General features: G+C 64.1%; 17 protein-coding genes. 7 read left to right on the top strand and 10 right to left on the bottom strand.

All coding sequences use genetic code 11. The annotated features are described in order from the left end of the window. Window positions 1-7: 7 nt before the first annotated feature. Window positions 8-2,116 carry a penicillin-binding protein 1C gene (pbpC, locus tag BM045_RS07050; protein WP_244522917.1) on the top strand — a complete coding sequence of 703 codons (2,109 nt, stop codon included), beginning with the start codon at window positions 8-10 and terminating at the stop codon, window positions 2,114-2,116. Window positions 2,117-2,172: 56 nt separating this feature from the next. Here the strand turns inward: pbpC and BM045_RS07045 are convergent, their stop codons facing one another. The 5 genes from BM045_RS07045 to BM045_RS07025 all read right to left on the bottom strand — a co-directional run bounded on the left by BM045_RS07045 (window position 2,173) and on the right by BM045_RS07025 (window position 6,951). Next, window positions 2,173-2,580: a hypothetical protein gene (locus BM045_RS07045; RefSeq protein WP_092181425.1), complete on the bottom strand. Its 408-nt coding sequence runs from the start codon at window positions 2,578-2,580 to the stop codon at window positions 2,173-2,175. A 180-nt stretch (window positions 2,581-2,760) separates the two neighbouring features. Next, entirely contained in the window at window positions 2,761-3,144 is a 384-nt protein-coding gene (gene csgH, locus BM045_RS07040; protein ID WP_092181423.1) for a curli-like amyloid fiber formation chaperone CsgH, read from the bottom strand. A gap of 69 nt (window positions 3,145-3,213) precedes the next feature. Beyond that, entirely contained in the window at window positions 3,214-3,648 is a 435-nt protein-coding gene (locus tag BM045_RS07035; protein ID WP_092181422.1) for a curlin, read from the bottom strand. A 96-nt stretch (window positions 3,649-3,744) separates the two neighbouring features. Continuing rightward, entirely contained in the window at window positions 3,745-5,340 is a 1,596-nt protein-coding gene (locus tag BM045_RS07030) for an ABC-F family ATP-binding cassette domain-containing protein (protein ID WP_092181421.1), read from the bottom strand. Between the two features lie 117 nt (window positions 5,341-5,457). Further along, on the bottom strand, window positions 5,458-6,951 hold the full coding sequence (locus tag BM045_RS07025; RefSeq protein ID WP_092181419.1) for a carboxypeptidase M32: 1,494 nt from the start codon (window positions 6,949-6,951) through the stop codon (window positions 5,458-5,460). A 167-nt stretch (window positions 6,952-7,118) separates the two neighbouring features. Here BM045_RS07025 and BM045_RS19280 point away from each other — a divergent pair, with 167 nt between their 5' ends. Beyond that, window positions 7,119-9,218: a S8 family peptidase gene (locus BM045_RS19280; protein ID WP_092181417.1), complete on the top strand. Its 2,100-nt coding sequence runs from the start codon at window positions 7,119-7,121 to the stop codon at window positions 9,216-9,218. Window positions 9,219-9,411: 193 nt separating this feature from the next. On the opposite strand, the gene flgH is transcribed toward BM045_RS19280, so the two are convergent. The 4 genes from flgH to flgF are packed head-to-tail and all read right to left on the bottom strand — an operon-like array spanning window position 9,412 to window position 12,665. After that, a complete protein-coding gene (flgH, locus tag BM045_RS07015) occupies window positions 9,412-10,149 on the bottom strand; it encodes a flagellar basal body L-ring protein FlgH (protein ID WP_092181415.1) in 738 nt (245 codons plus the stop codon). Window positions 10,150-10,167: 18 nt separating this feature from the next. Continuing rightward, window positions 10,168-11,109: a flagellar basal body P-ring formation chaperone FlgA gene (gene flgA / locus BM045_RS07010; RefSeq protein WP_092181413.1), complete on the bottom strand. Its 942-nt coding sequence runs from the start codon at window positions 11,107-11,109 to the stop codon at window positions 10,168-10,170. Window positions 11,110-11,123: 14 nt separating this feature from the next. Further along, window positions 11,124-11,909, bottom strand: coding sequence for a flagellar basal-body rod protein FlgG (flgG, locus tag BM045_RS07005; RefSeq protein WP_092181411.1), 786 nt, complete (start codon window positions 11,907-11,909; stop codon window positions 11,124-11,126). A 15-nt stretch (window positions 11,910-11,924) separates the two neighbouring features. Continuing rightward, the gene (gene flgF / locus BM045_RS07000) at window positions 11,925-12,665 is read right to left on the bottom strand and encodes a flagellar basal-body rod protein FlgF (RefSeq protein WP_348271237.1); all 741 of its coding nucleotides are present in this window, start codon (window positions 12,663-12,665) and stop codon (window positions 11,925-11,927) included. A gap of 286 nt (window positions 12,666-12,951) precedes the next feature. On the opposite strand from flgF, the gene BM045_RS06995 reads away from it, so the two are divergent. The 5 genes from BM045_RS06995 (at window position 12,952) to BM045_RS06975 (ending at window position 19,670) form a co-directional block, all read left to right on the top strand. Beyond that, window positions 12,952-13,470: a flagellar basal body-associated FliL family protein gene (locus BM045_RS06995; RefSeq protein ID WP_092181409.1), complete on the top strand. Its 519-nt coding sequence runs from the start codon at window positions 12,952-12,954 to the stop codon at window positions 13,468-13,470. Further along, on the top strand, window positions 13,470-14,633 hold the full coding sequence (fliM, locus tag BM045_RS06990; protein ID WP_092181407.1) for a flagellar motor switch protein FliM: 1,164 nt from the start codon (window positions 13,470-13,472) through the stop codon (window positions 14,631-14,633). The genes BM045_RS06995 and fliM overlap by 1 nt, the downstream gene beginning before the upstream one ends. Then, window positions 14,633-15,061 (top strand): DUF6468 domain-containing protein, encoded by a 429-nt coding sequence (locus tag BM045_RS06985; RefSeq protein WP_139198737.1) that lies wholly within the window; start codon window positions 14,633-14,635, stop codon window positions 15,059-15,061. The genes fliM and BM045_RS06985 overlap by 1 nt, the downstream gene beginning before the upstream one ends. Then, a complete protein-coding gene (locus BM045_RS06980) occupies window positions 15,058-16,185 on the top strand; it encodes a MotE family protein (RefSeq protein ID WP_092181402.1) in 1,128 nt (375 codons plus the stop codon). Before BM045_RS06985 ends, BM045_RS06980 begins: the two co-directional genes overlap by 4 nt. A gap of 143 nt (window positions 16,186-16,328) precedes the next feature. After that, window positions 16,329-19,670, top strand: a complete 3,342-nt coding sequence (locus tag BM045_RS06975; RefSeq protein WP_139198736.1) for a tetratricopeptide repeat protein — start codon at window positions 16,329-16,331, stop codon at window positions 19,668-19,670. Here the strand turns inward: BM045_RS06975 and fliP are convergent. After that, window positions 19,660-20,376 (bottom strand): flagellar type III secretion system pore protein FliP, encoded by a 717-nt coding sequence (fliP, locus tag BM045_RS06970; protein WP_244522955.1) that lies wholly within the window; start codon window positions 20,374-20,376, stop codon window positions 19,660-19,662. The genes BM045_RS06975 and fliP overlap by 11 nt on opposite strands. Window positions 20,377-20,383 lie beyond the last annotated feature (7 nt).

Below are 20,383 nucleotides of genomic sequence, written 5' to 3'. Positions count from 1 at the left end.
CGCATCAGTGAAACAGGAGGCGTCGGGTCTTTGGACCCGCCGCCTCACCCTGGCCGGTTTCTCGCTCTTCGTCATGGCCTGTGCCGGCCTGATCCAGCTCAATTCCACCCTGATCGGCATCGCGGCCACGCTGCCGCCGACGCCCGATGTCGCGACGCTGCCGGTGTCCGCCGCCGTCTCCGACCGCAACGGACAACTGCTCCGCCCGTTCACTACAGCCGACGGCCGCTGGCGGCTGCCGGTCGAGCGGTCCGGTGTCGATCCGCGTTTCCTCGATATGCTGATCGCCTATGAGGACCGAAATTTCGTGAGCCACGATGGCATCGCCTGGTCGTCCATGGCGCGCGCCGCCGGCCAGTTTGTCGGGGCAGGGGGGCGCGTGGTTTCCGGCGGTTCGACGCTGACCATGCAGGTGGCTCGCCTGATCGAGGGCCAGCCGACGCGCAACCTCTGGGGCAAGCTGCGCCAGATGGTGCATGCCCACCGGCTCGAGAATGAGCTGAGCAAAGACCAGATCATCGACCTCTACCTGACGCTGGCCCCCTATGGCGGCAATATCGAAGGCGTCCGCGCGGCAAGCCTAGCCTATTTTGGCAAGGAGCCGGCCCGCCTGACCACGGCCGAAGCCGCGCTCCTCGTGGCCCTGCCGCAGTCGCCTGAAGCCCGCCGTCCGGATCGCGATCCGCTGGCCGCGCAGCGCAGTCGCGACATGGTGCTGGATCGCCTCGTCGCCATGGGCGCGCTGCCAGCCGAAGAAGCCATGGCCGCCAAGCACGAACCGGTGCCTACAGTCCGCCGCGAATTCCCCATGCTGGCCGCCCATATGGCGCAACAGGCCGTCAAGGCGCAGCCAGAGGCGCGGCAGGTCGAGCTGACGATTGACAAGCGGCTGCAGGAAGCGCTGGAACGCCTCGCCGCTGGACGCGCTCGCATCCTTGATCCGAAAGTCTCCGTCGCCATCGTCGCTGCCGATATCCAGACCGGCGAAGTCTTGGCCTCGGTTGGCTCGGCCGGGCTGTTTGCCACCCAGAGCGCCGGCTTCGTCGACATGACCACGGCGATCCGCTCGCCCGGCTCGACGCTCAAGCCGCTGATCTATGGCCTCGCCTTCGAACTCGGCCTCGCCCATCCGCAGAGCCTGATCGAGGATCGTCCCACCGCCTTTGGCGCCTATGTGCCGGTTAATTTCGACGGCTTCAGCCGCGGCACGGTGTCGATCCACGATGCGCTGACCGAGTCGCTGAACATTCCCGCGGTGGTGGTGCTCGATGCCGTCGGCCCGGCGCGGCTGGTGTCCCGCCTGCGCCGCGCCCATGCCGATCCGCGCCTGCCGGTGAACACGGCGCCCAGTCTTGCCGTCGGCCTTGGCGGCGTCGGCATCACCCTTCGCGATCTGGTTTCCGTCTATGCGGCCATCGGTAACGGCGGCAAGCCAATCACCCTGCAAGATGGCATCAAACCGCAAGCAAACCTCACGCTTGCAGCCCCGGTGCTTGACCCGGTTGCCGCCTGGTATGTCTCCGATATCCTTGCCGACGTGCCGCCGCCGCTCAACGGTTCGCCCGGCCGCATCGCCTACAAGACCGGCACCTCCTATGGCTATCGCGACGCCTGGGCGATCGGCTTTGATGGCAAGACGGTCATCGGTGTCTGGGTCGGTCGTCCTGACGGCGCCCCGGTTCCGGGCCTCTCGGGCATTGTCGGCGCCGCGCCAATCCTGTTCGAAGCCTTCGATCGCCTCGGCAATCGCAAGGCGCCTTTGCCGCGCGCCCCGGACGGCGTGATCTTTGCCTCCAATACCGAACTGCCCAGTCCGCTCAGGCGCTTCCGCCATCCCGATGAGGATCTGGTGGCCCGCGTCTCTGCGCCGGAAATCGCCTTCCCCGGCGATGGCGTCGATGTCGATCTGGGCCTCAGCGCGGGGAGCATCTCGCCGTTGATGGTCAAGGTCCGCAACGGCGTGCCGCCCTTCACCTATTTCGCCAATGGCGCCCCGATCGGTCGCCCCGAATTCGCCCGGCAGAGCAGCTGGAAACCGGATGGGCCGGGCTATGTGACACTCTCGGTGGTCGATGCTTCGGGGCGCGGCGATACGGTGACGGTGTTCCTCAACTAACCGCCAAAGCAAACGGGCCCCGCAGGGCCCGTGGATAATTTCGTCTTGGTCGAGGCCTAGAAGCCGAACACCGTGGTGAGGCTGGACTGGCCATTGCCGTTCTGCACGCATTGGCCATTGGTATTCTCGCCAAACTGGAACAGGCCGCAATTATTCCCATTGCCGTTCTGCTGGATGGTGCCCTGGTGGCCATTGCCCTCCTGCACGATCAACCCATGATTGCCCCAGCCGTTCTGGTTGAAGCCGGCGCCGTTGTTATTGCCATTCTGGCTGGCATTGGCGCCGGTGGCCGAGAGGCCCTTGACCAGGGAGAAGATCTGCAGCCCAGCGCCCAGCGCCTGCTGCTGGTCGGGATCGGTCGGGGTGAAGTTGATCGACAGCTGGCCCGCGGCCATGGCTGGGGCGGTCAGGATGGCAGCGCCGATGAGCGCAGCAGCAAGGGTCTTGGTGAACTTGGTGGTCATGGCGTCTCTCCCTGAGGATGTTAGCGCTGGAGTGTTCCAGCCGATGACTTCACCCTAGAGAGCGGCGACTGAACCGGGTTGGAGCACGATGTTCAGAATCCGTTCAGTTGCCGGAATTCCTGCGGAAAAGCGAAAGGGCCCCAGTTGCCTGGAGCCCTGTCAGTCGCCGGGCAGATTGAGTCAAAGCCGGTGCGTAAGCGCCTGATTGCAATCGATCTTCTTGCCGTCCACCGTCACGTCAAAGACCACGGTATTTTTGGCGCCGCTATTGAGCATGACCTTGCCCAGCGTGGTGATCTCATTGGCATTGGCCGAGAAAAAGCCGCCCTGGCTGATGTTTGACGAGCCGCCATTGCTGGCGCTCTGGATGGCGAAGCGATATTCGCCGCTGACCGCGACGGGGCTGGTCAGGGTGCCCTCGAGCGCCTGCATGCCGTTCTGGTGGCTTTCGGCGATGCCGCACTGGATGGTGTCACTGCCGCCTGAATTGGCCAGGCCGCTGGTGGCGGCGATGGCCGCGATGACCAGGCCGAGGGCGATGGCGCTGCTGGATGGAATGCTCATAATGTCCTCCTCTTGGCGAGCCGGAAGGCTGAAGCCTTCCGGCAATGCGCGGATCAAACTGGCCTCGGATCAGGGGCAGGCCTGGACGAAGGCGGTGACATTGCCCGAGCCGCCCTGCACGACATTGGCATTGCAGCCATTGCCGACCTGTACGCCGGCGGCGACATTGCCATTGCCGTCCTGGGTGACGATGGCGGTGTGGTTGTCGCCAAACTGGCCGACGCCGGCGGCATTGTTCCAGCCGTTCTGCCAGGTGTCACCATAGTTGTTGTTGCCCTGCTGGCCGACGGCGCCGACATTGTTGCCGCCATTCTGGTGGCCAACGGCGGTGTTCCAGTGGCCGGTCTGGTGCACGCCGAGCGTGTTATTCCAGCCCGACTGATTGCCGCCGGCGGCATTGCCGAAACCGAACTGGTTGACGAAGACGTCGTTGGACATGGCGGGGGCAGCCATGGCGCCGATGGCCAGGGTTGCGACGGCGGTGATGATGAGTGTGCGGATCATTTTGTCTCTCCTGTTTGGCTGCGCTCCCTCCGAGCGCTTCTTGCCGATGACATGAGAATTAGCCGACTGATTTGGAACGGCGCCTGAGGCGGCGGTTCAGAATCCGTTCATCGTCAGGGCAATCTTGCGACTGGTGCCGATCGCCTCGAGGAAGTCCTCATCATGGCTCACCACCAGCAGCGCCCCGTCATAGCCGCGCAATCCCGCCTCAACCTGTTCCACGGCATGGATATCCAGGTGATTGGTCGGCTCGTCGAGGATCAACAGGTGCGGCGGATGATTGCCGCCAATGGTGCAGGCAAGACCAGCCCGCAGCATTTCCCCGCCGCTCAAAGTCCCCGCCAGTTGCAGCGCCGCATCGGCGCGGAACATGAAGCGGGCGAGGGCGGCGCGCCCGGTATTCTCGTCGGCGTCTGGGTTGAGCGCGCGGAAATTGTCGCGGATCGACAGGGCTGGATCGAGCAGGCTGACGCTCTGGTCGAGGATGGCATAGGGCACCAAGATGCGCGCAACACCGGAACTGGCGGGAAGGGCGCCGGTCAGCAGCCGCAGCAGTGTGGTCTTGCCCGAACCATTGGGACCGGTGATGGCGACGCGTTCCGGGCCGGTCAGTTGCAGCGACAGGTCGCGGATGATCGGGGCGGAAGCATCGGGCCCGCCGGTCAGGGCATCTGCCTGCAGCACGGTGCGGCCGGCGGGTAGTCCGGTCGGCGTTAGCGTGACCGACAGTGGCGTCAGGATTTCAACCTTCGACCGTGCCTCGCTAGCCGCCTCGGCAGCATCGCTGCGTAGGCGGTTGGCCAGACGGGCGCCTTCGCCGCTGGTGTTTTCGGCATTCTCCTTCATGCCGCCCAGCATGATCTTGGGAATATCGCCCCTGGCCGCCTTGCGCTTGCCGGCACCATCCTTGCGCGCCTTCTTCTCGGCCACGGCCTGCAGCTTGCGATCGATCTCGACCACCTTGCGGGTGCTTGTCGCCAAGTCATGAACAGCAGAGGCCAGCTCCAGCGCCTTGCACTCGGCATAGTGATCCCAATTGCCGCCATAGGTTCGGGCGCCAAGGGTGGTCAGTTCGACAATGGCATCCATCTCACGCAGCAGGCTGCGATCGTGGCTGACGACGATGGCGGCACCGCGCCAATTATGCAGCAGGTCGACCACCGCCTGCCGGCCTCCGGCGTCGAGATTATTGGTCGGCTCGTCGAGCAGGATGATCTCTGGTTCGGCGAGGATTAGTCGGGCCAGCGCCAGGCGGGTACGCTGGCCACCGCTTAGCGTAGCGAGGGGACGGTCGGTGTCATAGGCGGGCAAGCCGACCTGTTTGAGGGCGGTTTCAATACGACCGGGCAGGGACCAGTCCGCTTCCCCAGCGTCCTCAACCGAACCCTCCCCTCGTTCGAGGCGGTCCAAACGGGCAAGGTCGGGGACAATGACGAGTTGATCGGCAATGGTCTGGTTCTCCCCCACCTGCACGGACTGCTCCAGCATGCCGGTCGACCCCTGAAGGGTAACCGATCCCGAAGCGGGCTGGATAAGTCCGGCGATGATGGCTAGCAGGGTGGATTTGCCGGTGCCGTTGCGCCCGATCAGACCCGTTCGCTGGTTGGCGAAGGAAAGGTCGAGCGCTGTGAAAAGCGGCTGGTTATCGGGCGTTGAATAGCTGAGCTGATGCAGGGTGACGGAGGCAGGCATGGGCGGATTCCAGATGAGCGATGCGGGCGATTGCGTCGATCAGGGTGGAATCCATGGGGGCCGTCCGGTCAGTGCTGCGGATGCGCCAAAAATAGGCGCATCCACGACTGTGTCAAGTTAGGAGGCCAGATAGCGCTTCTTGAGATGGGCCTTGAAGAAGTCGGCGTTGAGCGGTTCGCCGGTGGCGCGGGTGATCAGGTCGGGCGTCGACCAGCGCGAGCCCTGGCTCCAGATATTGTCGCTGCGCCACTGGTTGATGCCGGTGAAATCGCCCTGGCGGATATCGTCGCGCAGGCCGGGCTGAGCCTTTTCGAGGGCGGCCCATTGCTGGGCGGCGATCATGGCGCCCAGCGTATAGCTGGGGAAATAACCGAAGGCGCCGCCGGGCCAATGCACGTCCTGCATCGGGCCGTCCTTGGGATTATTGATGGTCGAAATGCCGAGATATTCGGTCATCTTGGCGTCCCAGGCCTCGGGGATCTGGCTGGCTTCCAGCGTGCCATTGACCAGCTCCTGCTCCAGCTCGTAGCGCAGGATGACATGCAGCGGATAAGTCACCTCGTCGGCATCGACGCGGATATAGCCGCGCTCGACGAAATTGACCTCGTTGAGAATGTCCCCGATTTCCCAGCCCGGAATGGCGTCGTCGCCCAGGTGCAGATGCACCAGCGGCAGGGCGAATTCCCAGAATTCGGGGCTGCGCGACAGCTGCATTTCGACGAAAAGGCTCTGCGATTCATGAATCCCCATGCCGCGCGCCTTGCCGAGCGGCCAATGTGACCAGTCCTTGGGCAGGCCCTGCTCATAAAGTGCGTGGCCGGTCTCGTGCAGCACGCCCATCAGCGATGACAGGAATTCATCGGTGCGATAGCGCGTGGTCATGCGCACATCTGTGGGCACGCCGCCGCAGAAGGGGTGGTGCGACACGGCGAGCGAACCATGGGTGAAGTCAAAACCGACGGCACGCATGGCGGCGAGGCCGAGTTCGCGCTGCTTTTCGATCGGATAGGGCGCGTTGAGCGTCTTGCGCGGGCGCTTGGCCAGCCGGCGCTCCTGCGCATCGAGCGCCTCGGGCACAAAACCCTTGAGGAAGCTCTTGAGATCGCCAAACACCACGTCGAGATCGGCGGTGCGGTTGCCGGGATCATATTGATCCATCAGCGCATCATAGGGGGTCAACTTCAGCGCCTCGGCGCGGAGCTGGGATTCTTCGCGGACCAGCGACACCACGCCTTCCAGCGCCGGGAGGAAAGAATCCCAATCGCCCTTGGCGCGCAGGTCGCGCCACAGCTGTTCGGAGCGCATGGTGGCCGCCGTGCGGCGCTCGACGAATTCGGTGGGGAGGCAGGTGGCGTTGACATATTGCCGCTTGAACTCGGCCAGGGCGAGGGTCTGGTCCTCGCTTTCGGGCCGGGCGGCCTCGATCCAGTCGGCAATTTCGGGCGCGGTGGCCTGGGCATGATACATGCCGGCCAGCGTCGACATCGCCTCGGCACGCTTGTCGCCACCGCCGACCGCCATATGGGTGGCCTCGTCGGCGCCCAGGATCGATAGCGCATGCTCCAGCGCTTCGAGCTTGCGGCCAAGGGTATCGAGTTTCTGGAACGACATGAACAATTCTCCGTATTGCAGGCAGTCCTTCCACAGAGCTGGCATTCGATCAAGCCGCGCTGCCATTAAGCACAAATCGCATCGGCCCAATTGTGATCGGATGCCGCGTTGACCCGAAATATCGGGTGCCGTTAGTAACCTCTCGTTAACGAGTGGATATCAGTTCGATGTTGCGTTCTTTCTGCGCTGCCAGCGCTTTGGTTATGGCGCTTGTCTTTGCCATGCCCGCTTCCGCGCAGGACTACCAGGCCGAGTTCAATGCCCAATGGGGCCTCAAGATGATCGGCGTTGACAAGGCGTTGGCGCTGGGGCTCGACGGTCGCGGCGTGCTGGTCGGCGTGACCGACACGGGCCTCGATACCGGTCTCGACCCGCTCTATGCGCTGCATCCCGATCTGGTCGGCCGCTATATCGGCCTTGGCTATGACGGCTATGAGCTGGGACCGCTGCAATATGACGGCGATCCCAACAATGGCGCTGAAAAAGAGCACGGCACCCATGTCGCCGGCATTATTGCGGCCAGCCGCAACGGCATTGGCATGATGGGCGTGGCGTCGGGTGCCAGCATCGTGCCGATGCGGATGATTGAGGGCGGCGGCGGGCCGTTCACCGAATATACGGCGCTGTCGAGCACCCTGCGCTATGGCCTCGCCAATGGCGTGCGCATCTTCAATGCCTCCTGGTCCGCGCCGAGCGGCTATGATTTCTCCTATGACAGGGCGACCGGCACGCGTACGCCCTTCACCGTGGCGACCCTGCAGGCGGCCTATGGCGCGCAGGCGGCCGAACTGGGCAATGTGGTGGCGTCGGATGGCGTCATGGTGTTTGCCAATGGAAATTTCGCCAACAACATCAGCGCGTTGGGAAATTTCCCGCTGAGCTTCCAGGCGGCACTGCCCTATTATTATCCGCAGCTCGAACGCGGCTGGCTGGCCGTGGCGGCCGTCGGCGCTACGGGTGTGATCTCTTCCTATTCGCAGACCTGCAGCGTCGCCATGGCTTGGTGTCTGGCGGCGCCGGGTGGCGATGCGGCGGTCACGGTTCTGCCGGCCGGTAGTGGCGACGGGCAGATCTATTCGACCCTGCCGGTCAGCCAGGCAGCCGACCCCAGCAATGCCTATGGCACGTTGGAAGGCACCTCCATGGCGGCGCCGCATGTGTCGGGTGCGCTGGCGATTGCCAAGCAGCTCTATCCCAATGCCTCTTATCAGCAATTGCGGATGCTGGTGCTGAATACGGCGACAGATATCGGCGCGGCGAGCATTGATCCGATCTATGGCTGGGGCCTGCTCAATGTCGGCAATCTGGTCGAGACGGCTAGTTCATCGACCGGCACAATCTACGCCCAGCAGGCGTGGAGCCATGTGGCGACGCTCGATCGGGTGATGGATGCGGTGGCGGCGCGCTCGGCCGCGGTGGATGCGACGGCGCCCTATGCCTGGTGGGTGACGCCATTTGCCGGCTTTGGCCGGGTCGATGGCATGACGCTCAATCAGGCGGCCACCACCAGCACGGCGGGCCTGGCGGCGGGCGTGGATTTTGCGGTGACGCCGGAGCTGTCCTTTGGCCTGTTTGCCGGCGGCAGCAGCGCCGGCCTGCGGGCTGGCGATGGCAATCTGGCGAGCGATAGTGGAATCCATGGCGGCGCCACGCTGTCGTTCGATAACACGGCATTCTTTGCCGATCTCACCCTGGGCGGCAGCAGCTTCTGGGGCCAGGCCAGCCGGCTGACAGCGCCCGGGCTTGCCGGCACGGTGGTGGGCAATGGCGGGTTCAGCGCCAGCTCCAGTGCCACGGATATGGCTCTGTGGGGCGGCAGCGAGCTTGGTCTCCACTTCGATCTCGGCGCTGCGGAATTGTCGCCCTATGCCTTCGGCCGGGCGGTCAATCAGCAGCTCGGCGCCTTTGGCGAAAGCTCGACGAGCCTCTTGGCGCTGAATGGGGCTGCGGCCAATGGATCGACGGGCGAGATTGGCATCGGCGTAAAACTCGTCGGCTCACCCTGGGCGCTCAATACGATGACGGTAACGCCCTCGCTGGATCTCGCTTATGGCCGGCGCGTCGGCGATTTCACCCGTACGGTCAACGTTCTGGGCAATGCCGTCACCGCCACGGCGCCGGTGGGTCGCGATGTCCTGCATGTCGAAGCGGCACTCGACCTGTCGCTGCCCGGAAGCCCGCTCACCGGCAAGCTCGCCTATGGCGGCGTGATGAGCCATGGCGCCAATAGCCATGCGCTCAGCGTCAGCCTCTCCGGCAAGTTCTGACAAAGGGAAGAGGCGCAGCCGGGGAGACTGCGCCTCTGGGAAAGGCCGATATCTTCTGATCTGGCCGGGCAGGTCTTCTGGCCTGCCGGGGAGCCCACCGCACCATTGGGGGAATGTGCGGTGGGAATTCTTGTCTTCAGGCCGCGCTGCCGGACGGAAAGCCGGGAACCACTTTTCCTGCCAACGCTCTGAATTAGAACGGCAGGATGGCGTCCATGGCCTGCTGGCCGTAGCGCGGCTGCTGCACGTCGGTGATCTGGCCGCGGCCGCCGTAGGAGATGCGGGCTTCGGCGATCTTGGACGAGGGGATGGTGTTGTCGGCCTGGATGTCCGAGGGGCGGACGATGCCGGCGACGATCATGTCGCGCACTTCGAAATTGACCCGCACTTCTTGGCGGCCTTCGATGACCAGATTGCCGTTGGGCAGCACCTGGGTGACGACGGCGGCGATGGAGGTCTGCAGGCTTTCCGAGCGGTTGACCGAGCCATTGCCGCGGTTGGAGAGGGCCGAGTCCAGTTCGATCGCCGAGCCGGGGTCGATGGCGCCATCGGTCAGCGTATCGACCGCCGCACCGAAGATGCCGCCCATGCCGGCCGAATTGGACGCGCTGCGGCTCGAGGCGGTGGTGTTGGCGATCTTGGCGCTGTCGTCGATGGTCACCATGATGGTCAGAATGTCGCCGATGCGATGGGCCCGCTCATCCTTGAAGAAGCCGCGCGCCGAGGTGCGATACAGCGAATTGGCCTGGTAGGTGTCGGCGATGGCTTCCGGCATCGGCATGCGCACCGGCTGGTAGCCGGCCGTGGTGGTCGGGTCGGCAATGGCATTGAGCGCCGGCGCATTGCCGATATTGGCCAGGCGGTCGGTGGTGTTGCAGCCGGCGAGAGCGGCTGTGATGGTCAGGAGGGTGGCGAGCTTGAAGAGGTTCATAATGGTGTCTCCTGAGACTTAGAGGCCTGCAACGGCGAGCGGGTCTTGACCCACTTCAACCGCGCCGGGGGCAATGACGGTGGCGCTGATGACGCGCTTGGACATGAGGTTGAGGACCTGCACCGGCGAGCCTTCGGCAGCGCTGGTGATGGCCTGGCCCTTGACGGTCAACGTCATCGGGCCCTTGCGGAAATAGATGGTGACCGAGTCATTCTTGCCGACCATCAGCGGTACGGCGACATCGGCGGGGCGCAGCATCATGCCCTCGCGGCTCTGGCGGGTCAGCGTCTTGCCGACCACGTCCTCGAGGCGGGCAACGCCGGCGCTTTCAACGAATCGCACCGGAACCGGGCGCATCTGGACATTGTCCGCGGTCAGCAGCGTGCCGGCCGGCAGGTTGCGGGTGATATGCGGTGCAGCGATCATCAGCTCGATCGTGCCCGACACATCAAGCGGCTCGGCAACGCCGGCGATGGCGAAGCGCGCGGTGAAGGCGCCATTTCCGGGCAGGTAGCGCAGGCTGAGGATGCTGGCCGGCTGGGCCACGGCCTCGGCATTGATGTCTTCGACGGGCGTCGAGAAGATGGCGTCCAGCGTCATGGACGAGCCGAGAATGCCGCGATTGGTGAGGTCGGCGGCGATCAGGTCGGTCAGCGTGGTTTCATCGACCACGCTAGCGGCGCGGCTGACGCGGATGCTGGTCAGGCCTTCTGCACTAAATTCGGTAATGCCGATGCGGGCCAGGGCGGCGGTGATGTCCTTGACCGGTACCATGCCGCTGGTGCCGGGCTGAGGCGCGCGAAACAGGCCGGCTTCGGCCGATGCGCCGGCATCGTCGAACATGTCGGCCATGGTGACCACTGGCGCGGTAACGGTGACGTCGGCGCGCAGCACCGGGGCGGCCCAGGCGGTCTGGGCCATAAGTGCGGTGGTGAGCAGGGCGAGGGCGGAACGGATCATCTTGAAAAGCTCCCTTAGCGCAGCTGGCTCGTGGCCTGCATCATCTCGTCGGCGCCGGAGATGACGCGAGCGTTCATCTCGTAGGCGCGCTGGGCGGCGATGAGGTCGGCGATTTCGGTGACCGAGTTGACGTTGCTCATTTCGAGGTAGCCCTGCATCAGGTTGCCAATGCCGTCGGCATTGGGCGTGCCGACCTGGGCCGGGCCAGAGGCTGCGGTTTCGAGGAAGAGGTTGTCACCCAGCGATTCCAGTCCCGACTTGTTGACGAAGCGGGCGAGCTGGAGCTGGCCCATCTGGGTCGGCGTGCTCTCATTGTCGAGATAGGCGCTGACCATGCCGTCGGGGGCGATGGCGATGGAGGAGGCCGTGCCGGGAATGGTGATGCCCGGATCGATCGCATAGCCGGTCGAGGTGACGATCTCGCCTTCGGCAGAGCGCTCGAACGAGCCGTCGCGGGTATAGGCGGTACGGCCGTCCGGCATCTGCACCATGAAGAAGCCTTCGCCGCGCACCGCCACGTCGAGCTCGCGCTCGGTTGAGTTGACGCCGCCCTGGCTCATCACGCGCGGGGTGGAAACAGTGCGCACGCCCGAACCGATTTCGAGGCCGGCCGGGACCATGGTGCCGGTATCGGAAGTGGACGAGCCGGCGCGGGTGAGCTGCTGGTAGAGCAGGTCCTCGAATTCGGCGCGCTGCTTCTTGAAGCCGGTGGTGCGCATATTGGCGATATTGTTCGAAATGACTTCGACGTTGCGTTCCTGCGCGCTCATGCCGGTCGATGCGATGTAGAGAGCCTTCATGGCAAATCTTTCCGGTTAAGCGTTGGCTTCGCCAAGGCGCTGGATGGCGCTGCGGCGCAGCTCATCCTGCTTCTGGGCGAGGTTGGCGGCCGATTCATATGCGCGGGTGACGCGGATCATTTCGGCCATTTCGGAGACGCCCGAGACATTGGACTTTTCGATAAAGCCCTGCATGGCGCCGGTGCGGGTGGCAGCGACAGGCGTGCCACCGGCCCAGAGATTGCTGCCCTCGCGGGTCAGTTCCTGCACATTGGCGAATTCGACGATGCGCAGGCGGCCCTTCTGGCCGGCGCTGGAGCTGACCGAGCCATCGGCGCCGATCATGATGTCGGTTTCTTCCGGTCCAAACTGGATCGGGCCGCCTTCGCCCAGCACCGGATTGCCGCTGGCATCGACCAGCGCGCCGCCGGCGCTGAGCTGGAAGGAGCCGGCGCGGGTCCAGCGGTCGCCGCCGGGGGTCTGCACGGCAAAGAAGCCGTCGCCATTGAGGCCGACGTCGAGTTCGCTGCCGGTCTGCACCATGGCGCCGCCGGAGAGATCGTGAATGGTCGCCCAATCCTGCACATAAGACAGCGGCTGGTCGAGGCGCGGGAAATCCTGATCGCGGGCAACCGGCATGACATATTCCTCGAAGAGGATCTGTTCGCTCTTGAAGCCAGTCGTGTTGATGTTGGCCATGTTATTGGCCACCACATCCATCTGCCGCTGCAGCCCTATCTGCCGGCTGAGGCTGATCAGTTGCGCATTCTCGATCATTGCTGATCCCCGGAAAGTTAACGTCCCCGAGATGACCTGCTTCCCCAAGCCGGCCGCCTCGCACTTAGCATTGCAGAAACCATGCCAGGCCGAAAAATTTAATAAAATCAATGCTATGTGGTGAGGGGTGGACTAACCTTGCCGGGTTAGTTTTTCCGCATGCGGCAAAAGCTGCCCGGCAAATATTGCCGGTCAAAGGTAAATTGTAACCATTCGTTAACCATTGGCCGCTTAGCTGAACGGATACCCGGAATCGTCCGGAAAGCCCTTAGTTTGGCAGGTTCCAATGGCCGCTGAAGCAGAAGTCGAAGACGGCGCCCCAGCCAAGAAGGGCATTCCCAAGCTCTTCATCATCATCGGTGCGGCGGCTATCGTGGTGCTGCTGGGCGGTGCCGGGCTCTTCATGTTCCTGTCGGCCGGCTCCGCGCCTGCCGAGGGCGATGCGGCCCATGGCGAGGCTGCGGCCGATGGCCATGGCGGCGAGGCCGGTGCGGCGGGTCATACCTTTATCTTCAACCTGCCGCCGATGATCGTGAACCTCAACAACGAGGGTGCCAATGGCGCCTTCATGAAGCTGACCGTGGCGCTCGAAGTCGCCAATGAAGAGATGATGACGGCGATCCAGCCGAGCATGGCCAAGGTGATCGACGCCTTCCAGGTTTATCTGCGCGAGCTGCGTCGCTCCGATCTCGAAGGCTCGGCCGGTGTCTACCGCCTCAAGGAAGAGTTGCTGCGCCGGGTCAATGTCGCGATCTATCCCAACAAGGTGGAATCCATCCTGTTCAAGGAAATCCTGGTGCAGTGATGGCTGGACCCTCAGATCAGGACAAATTGGCCGAGGAGTGGGGACTGGACGATATCGGCACGCCCGATGACGGCCAGACCGACGAGCAGCGCGCTGCCGCTGCCGCCGCCGAATGGGCCGCGATGATCGAAGAGGCCGGGGAGGGGGAAAGCGGCCCCGACCGCGTGCTCAACCAGGACGAAATCGACAGCCTGCTCGGTTTTGACGCCAGCATCGGCAGCAATGTCGAGCTGACCGGCGTCCAGGCGCTGATCAATTCGGCGCTGGTGAGCTATGAGCGCCTGCCCATGCTCGAAATCGTCTTCGACCGCCTGGTGCGGCTGACGACGACCTCGCTGCGCAATTTCACCTCCGACAACGTCGAAGTGACGCTGGATTCGATCTCCTCGGTGCGCTTCGGCGACTATCTCAACTCCATTCCGCTGCCCGCCATCCTTTCGGTGATCAAGGCCGAGGAATGGGAGAATTATGGCCTCCTCACCGTCGATAGCTCGCTGATCTATTCGATGATCGACGTGCTGCTGGGCGGCCGTCGCGTCGGCGGCAATATCCGCGTCGAAGGCCGGCCCTATACGACGATCGAACTGGCGCTGGCGCGGCGGATGATCGAGGTGATCCTCGAGGACACCCATCGCGCTTTCGAGCCGGTGACCCAGGTCAATTTCAAGCTCGAGCGCATGGAAACCAATCCGCGCTTCGCTGCCATTTCCCGCCCAGGCAATGCGGCAATCCTGATCGAGCTGCGCATCGAGATGGATGATCGTGGCGGCAAGATCGAAATCCTGCTGCCCTACGCCACGATCGAGCCGATCCGCGAACAGCTGCTGCAGATGTTCATGGGCGAAAAATTCGGCCGCGACCCGATCTGGGAAGGCCATCTCGCCACCGAGATCTATTCGGCCGATGTCGAGATCGAGGCCGTGCTGCACGAGCAGGAACTGCCGCTGTCGCGCATGCTGGGTATCAAACCCGGCGACACGGTGATGTTCGAGCGTACACCGACCGATCCAGTGCGCCTGCGCTGCGGCGATGTCGAGCTGACCGAGGCCATCATGGGCCATATCGGCAATCATGTTTCGGTGCGGGTCACCCGCCCGCTTAATCCGCCCAAGGTCACCATGGCGGCCTTTGAAGCGATCGACGAGAAAATGGAAGGACGATGATGTTCGGCTTGCCCCTGGGATTTCTAGTGGAAGGCGCTGTCGCCATTCTGCTCGCGCTGACAATCGGTTACTGCATCGTGCTGAACGGGCGTCTCAAGCGGCTGCATGCCGACAAGGACGTGCTGCGCCAGATGGTGGCTGACCTCGTCGGCGCCACCAACCTCGCCAATCAGGCGATCCGCGAGCTCAAGCAGACGGCCGTCGAGGCTGACCTGTCGCTCAATTCACGCCTCGAAGAAGCCGAGCGCTTCGGCATCGAGCTGGCCAATCACGTCAATGCCGGCACGGTCCTGATGGAACGTATCGCTAAGATCACCAGCGTGGCTCGTCACAGCCAGGCGATCGAGCCAGTCGAGCCCCCCAACAAGGTGCAATCGGCGCTTGAGCAGCTGTCGGCCCGCGTGCGCACTCGTGGAGTTGCCGCGTGACCAAGATCCGCCTGCTGCCCGTTCTCGTCCTCGCCATCGCGGCGCTCTTGGTGCTCAAGACCCTCGGTCTCGTCACCAATGGCGGCTATGTGCTGACCGGCGTTGGCGTGGCGCGGGCATCGGGCGCCGCTTCTGGCGGCGGGGAGGGCGGCGGCACGACAGAGGCCGACCAGACTATTACCCCGGCCGCCGAGCCAACGCTGGAAGATACCAGTCCGACCCTTGATGACACGGCGCCGACGATCGGCGGGCAGCCAGCAGCGGCGGGTGGAGGACACGGCGCACCAGCCGCCGAAGCGGCACCTGCTGCCGACCACGGTGCAGCCCCGGCAGAGGGCGCTGCTGCAGCGACTCCGGTGGCGGCCCATACGACCGGCACCTATTGCGTCGAAGCCGATGCGACCATTACTGACAGCGGCGAAGCCGTGCTCAATGAGAACGCCGGCGGCGCTGCGCATGGCGCGGCTGCGGCCGAGCCAGAGGCCGAAGCTGCCCCAGCAGGTGACCATGCTGAACCGGCTGTCGAAGGCGAGGCCCACGCAGAGGTCGCGCCGGCTCCGGGCAGCTTTGCCGCCTCGATGATCGATTGCCTGCCTTCGGGCGATGCCGTCCCCACCGAGCTTGGCCCCGATGGCCAACCCGTGCCGATCAATGCCTCGTCTTCCGCCTCGGCGACCGAGCAGCAATTGCTCGACCGCCTGGTGGCCCGCCGCACCGAGCTGCAGCAGTATGAGGCCGATCTGGCGCTGCGCGCCTCGATCGTCGATGCCGCCGAAAAGCGCATCGAAGAGCGCGCCACGACGCTGGAAGCGCTGGAAAACCAGATTTCCACGCTGGTCGATCAGCGCCAGGAAATGGAAGCGGGCCAGTTCGCCAGCATTGTTGCCATGTATGAAAACATGCGGCCCAAGGATGCGGCGACCATCTTCAACAATCTCGACATGGCCGTGCTGCTGCAGGTGGCCAAGACCATGGCCCCTCGCAAGATGGCGCCGATCCTTGCGGCGATGGACGCACCACGGGCGCAGGAGCTGACCGTGGCCATGGCCAATCTTGCCGAACAGCCGCCCACGCAGATGACCCCGGACGACCTCGCGGCCCTGCCGCAGATCGTTGGACAGTAAGGGTTTTCTCGATCCAAGTAAGGCGCCGTTAAGCCAAGCTCGCTAGGGTCGGCACGAGAGTATCGTGTAACCCTTGCGTGCGTGTTCCCGGAGCCGAAAGCTTCGTCCGCTGCGCAATAGTGTGTCGGGGCGGGCAGAAGCCGGTGAAGACCGCGTTCAAGGCAGGTGTGCGGCAGGCCCGATTGGCCGCCCTGATCGGCATTGCCTTGGTGATGCTGGGTCTGGCCGTGCCGGCCTCCGCACAGGAACAGGGGCAGCTGTTTGCCACCCAGGAAAACGGCTATGGCCGGCTGATCCTGAGCTTTCCCGGCCGCGACACCCTTCCCAAATACAATATGCGCCTCGAAAACGGCGTTCTGTCGCTGACCTTCGACGAGCAGGTTTCGGTCATCCTGCCCGACGTCGGCACCACCATGGAGCCCTACCTATCGGTCGCCCGCGTCGACCCGGATGGACGCGGATTGCGGCTTGGCCTCAAAGCCGCCTTCAATTTCAACCGCATCGAAGCCGGCGAAAAGCTGTTCATCGACCTGATGCCCTCCAACTGGCAGGGCATGCCGCCGGCTCTGCCGCAGGAAATCATCGATGAGCTGGCGGAACGCGCCCGCCTTGCCGCCGTCGAGGCGGAACGCAAGCGCAAGGCCGATGATGTCGCCGAGCTCAAGCCGGCTGCAACGTTGCGCGTCGGGCGCAATCCGACCTTTATGCGTGTGCAGTTCGACTGGAGCGTGCCGACCACGGCCGAATATGTGCAGGAGGGCGAGACCTCCCATATTGCCTTCGAATGGCCGGTCGGTGTCGATCTACGTTCGCTGGCTGCCGACCTGCCGCCCGAAGTCGGTTCGGTGGAAAATGTCGTCACCCCCGATGGTTCGCTGGTCACCCTGGTGCTGGCCGAGGGCGTGACGCCGCGCTTTTACGAGAATTCACCGCGCCAGTTCGTGCTGGATGTCGATATTGCCGGCGAGGGCCTGCCGAGCTTCACTGCGGCAAGCCTCGCCGATGGCGTGGCCGCCGAACATGCGGAGGATGCGGAACATTCCGAGGCTCCAAGGGTCGGCATGCTTTATCCCGAAGGCGCGGCCGAAACGATAACGCCTTTCGTCAGCGTGCTGGGTTCGACCGTGCGCGTGGTCTTCCCTTTCGAGCAGGATACGCCGGCCGCCGTATTCCGCCGTGGCGACACTGTGTGGATGATTTTTGACACGATCTCGGGCATTGCCGCGCCCAGCCATTCGGCCGACCTCGATACTCTGGCCAGCGAATTTGCCGTGGTCGCCTCGGGCGACACCCAGGTGGTGCGCGTCGAACTCTCCAAGGACCGGCTGGCCACGCTGGGCTCCGAGGGCATGGCCTGGGTGCTGTCGCTGGGCGATATCATGCTGACGCCGACCGAGCCGATCAATCTCAGCCGCCGCCGCGATCTCGAAGGCGCCTTCGAGGTGACGGCCAATGTGCAGCGCCCGGCGCGCATTCATGATTTCCGCGATCCGATCGTCGGCGACATGCTCAAGGTCGTGACCGCCTATCCGCCAGCCCGCGGCGTGATGCGCACGCTCGACTATGTCGAATTTTCCGCGCTGCGCAGCGTGCATGGTCTGGTGATCAAGCCGGAAAGCCCCGAGCTCAAGGTCGCCATCGAAAATGACCTTGCCGTGCTGTCGACTGCCGAGGGCCTGACGGTTTCGGCGCATGACGCGCCGCGCAATATCGGCAATGGCGTCACCGAGAGCCTGCGCGGCAGCTATATCGATCTTGGGAAGCTGGAAGAAAAGGACTATGGCCTCCTCAACCAGCGTCTCGAAGACCTGCAGGCCCAGGCCGCCGGCGGCGACGGGCGCACCCGCGATATCGCCCGGCTCGACCTGGCGCAATATTACCTGGCCAACCGCTTTGCCCATGAAGCGCTGGGCGTGCTCTCGGTGCTCGAAAGCGAGCTCAAGGCCGAGGATCTCACCCGCAAGCTGCGCATGACGCGGGCCATTGCCGACACGCTTGCCGGGCGCCCCAGCGAGGCGTTGGGCATTCTCAATGCCGATTCCATGGGGCAGGAGATCGACGCGCTGCTGTGGCGGACCATTGCCCGCGCCGATGCCTATGATTTCAAGGGTGCCAAGCTCGATGCCGTGGCGGCCAATAGCGTGGCCGAGAACTATCCGGTCTGGGCCCGCAACAAGTTCTATTTTGCTGCCGCACGCTCTGCCGTCGAGACCGACGATATGGTGGTGGCCGAGCGCTTCCTCGACGAAATCGAGTTCGCCAGCCTCGATCCCGAAGAGGCGAGCCTTTATCACCTGCTGTCCGGCCGGGTCGATGAGGGACGCGGTCGCGTCCCCGAAGCCATCGACACCTATGGACAGGTGATCGCCGCCGATATCCGCCCGACCCGCGCCGAAGCGATCTATCGCACGCTGCATCTGCTGGATGAGCAGGGGACCTTGGACCTGACCAAGGCGTCGCAGACCCTGTCGGCCGAGGCACTGTTGTGGCGCGGCAATCCGCTCGAAGCCGACATGCAGGCCATGCTGGCGGACTTCTATTTCCGCGAGGGCAATTACCGTCTCGGCTTCGAAACCGTCCGGCAGGCTGTCGGCACCTATCCCGAAAGCCCGCCGATCAATGCCCTGCGCGACGTGGCCCAGGCCAAGTTTGGCGAGCTGTTCCTCGATGGTGCAGCGGACTCGCTGGGCCCGGTCGATGCGCTCAGCCTTTACTACGACTTCCGCCAGCTTACCCCGTCCGGCACCCGCGGCGACGAAATGATCCGCAACCTGGCTCGCCGCCTGGTGCGCGTCGATCTGCTGCCGCAGGCGGCAGAGCTCTTGCAATATCAGCTCGACAACCGCCTCAAGGGTGTCGCCCGCACGCAGATCGCGGCCGACCTTGCCATCATCTATCTGGCCGATCGCAAGCCGCAGGACGCCATCCGCGTGCTCAATGCCACGCAATTGCCGGACCTGCCGGAAGCCTTGCAGCGCCAGCGCCGCATCCTTGAAGCGCGGGCGATGATCGATGGCGGGCGCGACCAGCTGGCGCTCGACCTGCTGCGCGATATGGATGGCATGGATGCCGACCTGTTGCGCATCGACGCGCATTGGAAGGCCAAGCGCTACGACCAGGCCAGCGAATTGCTGGAGGCACTCTATTCGGACCAGGCCAGCGGCGGACCATTGGGGCCGCAGGTGCGGCTGGGGCTGATCAAGGCCGGCGTCGGCTTCGCGCTGGCCGGCGACCAGTTCGGCCTGTCACGCCTGCGCTCCAAATACGGGGATGCCATGGTGACGACGCCGGAATGGCCGATGTTCGACCTGGTCACCGGGCAGACCGAGATCACCAGTATCGAGTTCAAGACCGTGGCCAGCCAGGTCGCCGGCGTCGACGGCATCAACGCCTTCCTCGCCTCCTACCGCGACACCTACGCCGGTGAGGGCGCGCTCGCACCGCTCGCTGCAAGCCAGCCGATCGGCAACCTGGCTAGCCGCTGACGAAACTTCGCACCAGTGAGCCGGCGACCAGATACCAGCCATCGACCAGCACGAAAAAGATCAGCTTGAACGGGAGTGAAATCACCACCGGGGGCAGCATCATCATGCCCATGCTCATCAGCACCGAGGCCACGACCATGTCGATGACCACGAAGGGCAGGAACAGCAGGAAGCCTATCTCGAAAGCGCGGCGCAGTTCTGAGATCATGAAGGCCGGGATCAGCAGCTGCAGCGGAATGGCTTCCGGCTCGTCGGGGACGGGGGCTTCGGTGAGATCGAAGAACAGGCTGAGATCCTGCTCGCGCACATTGGCGCGCATGAATTCATGAAGCGGTGCAGACCCCAGCTCGAAGGCCTCGGCAATTTCGATATCGCCGGCCAACAGGGGCGCGATGCCCTGGTCATAGGTTTGCTGCAGCGTCGGCTGCATGACGAAAATGGTCAGGAACAGCGCCAGCGAGACCATCACCGAATTGGGCGGCGCGGTCTGCAGGCCGATGGCTGTGCGCAGCAGCGAGAGCACCACCACGATGCGCGTGAAGCTGGTCACCATCACCAGGATGGATGGCGCCAGCGACAGCAGCGTGATCAGTCCGATGATCTGGACGGCACGTTCGGTAATGGTGGTGTCGTCGCCGAAGTCGATCGAGACATCCTGCCCGAAAGCAAGGCTCGGCGTGAGCGCCAGCAAAACCAGTGCGGCGATACCGGCA

Source organism: Devosia sp. YR412, assembly GCF_900110945.1.
GTDB lineage: Bacteria > Pseudomonadota > Alphaproteobacteria > Rhizobiales > Devosiaceae > Devosia.
The sequence above is the reverse complement of the archived record's forward strand: the minus strand, read 5'-3'. Positions and strand labels throughout refer to the sequence as shown.

Coding starts and splice junctions, on each gene's coding strand:
- fliM (WP_092181407.1), top strand. CDS start 13,470: ATGGCTGGACCCTCAGATCAGGACAAATTGGCCGAGGAGTGGGGACTG.
- BM045_RS19280 (WP_092181417.1), top strand. CDS start 7,119: ATGTTGCGTTCTTTCTGCGCTGCCAGCGCTTTGGTTATGGCGCTTGTC.
- BM045_RS06985 (WP_139198737.1), top strand. CDS start 14,633: ATGTTCGGCTTGCCCCTGGGATTTCTAGTGGAAGGCGCTGTCGCCATT.
- BM045_RS07035 (WP_092181422.1), bottom strand. CDS start 3,648: ATGATCCGCACACTCATCATCACCGCCGTCGCAACCCTGGCCATCGGC.
- flgH (WP_092181415.1), bottom strand. CDS start 10,149: ATGAACCTCTTCAAGCTCGCCACCCTCCTGACCATCACAGCCGCTCTC.
- flgF (WP_348271237.1), bottom strand. CDS start 12,665: ATGATCGAGAATGCGCAACTGATCAGCCTCAGCCGGCAGATAGGGCTG.
- csgH (WP_092181423.1), bottom strand. CDS start 3,144: ATGAGCATTCCATCCAGCAGCGCCATCGCCCTCGGCCTGGTCATCGCG.
- BM045_RS07045 (WP_092181425.1), bottom strand. CDS start 2,580: ATGACCACCAAGTTCACCAAGACCCTTGCTGCTGCGCTCATCGGCGCT.
- BM045_RS06995 (WP_092181409.1), top strand. CDS start 12,952: ATGGCCGCTGAAGCAGAAGTCGAAGACGGCGCCCCAGCCAAGAAGGGC.
- flgG (WP_092181411.1), bottom strand. CDS start 11,909: ATGAAGGCTCTCTACATCGCATCGACCGGCATGAGCGCGCAGGAACGC.
- flgA (WP_092181413.1), bottom strand. CDS start 11,109: ATGATCCGTTCCGCCCTCGCCCTGCTCACCACCGCACTTATGGCCCAG.
- BM045_RS07025 (WP_092181419.1), bottom strand. CDS start 6,951: ATGTCGTTCCAGAAACTCGATACCCTTGGCCGCAAGCTCGAAGCGCTG.
- BM045_RS07030 (WP_092181421.1), bottom strand. CDS start 5,340: ATGCCTGCCTCCGTCACCCTGCATCAGCTCAGCTATTCAACGCCCGAT.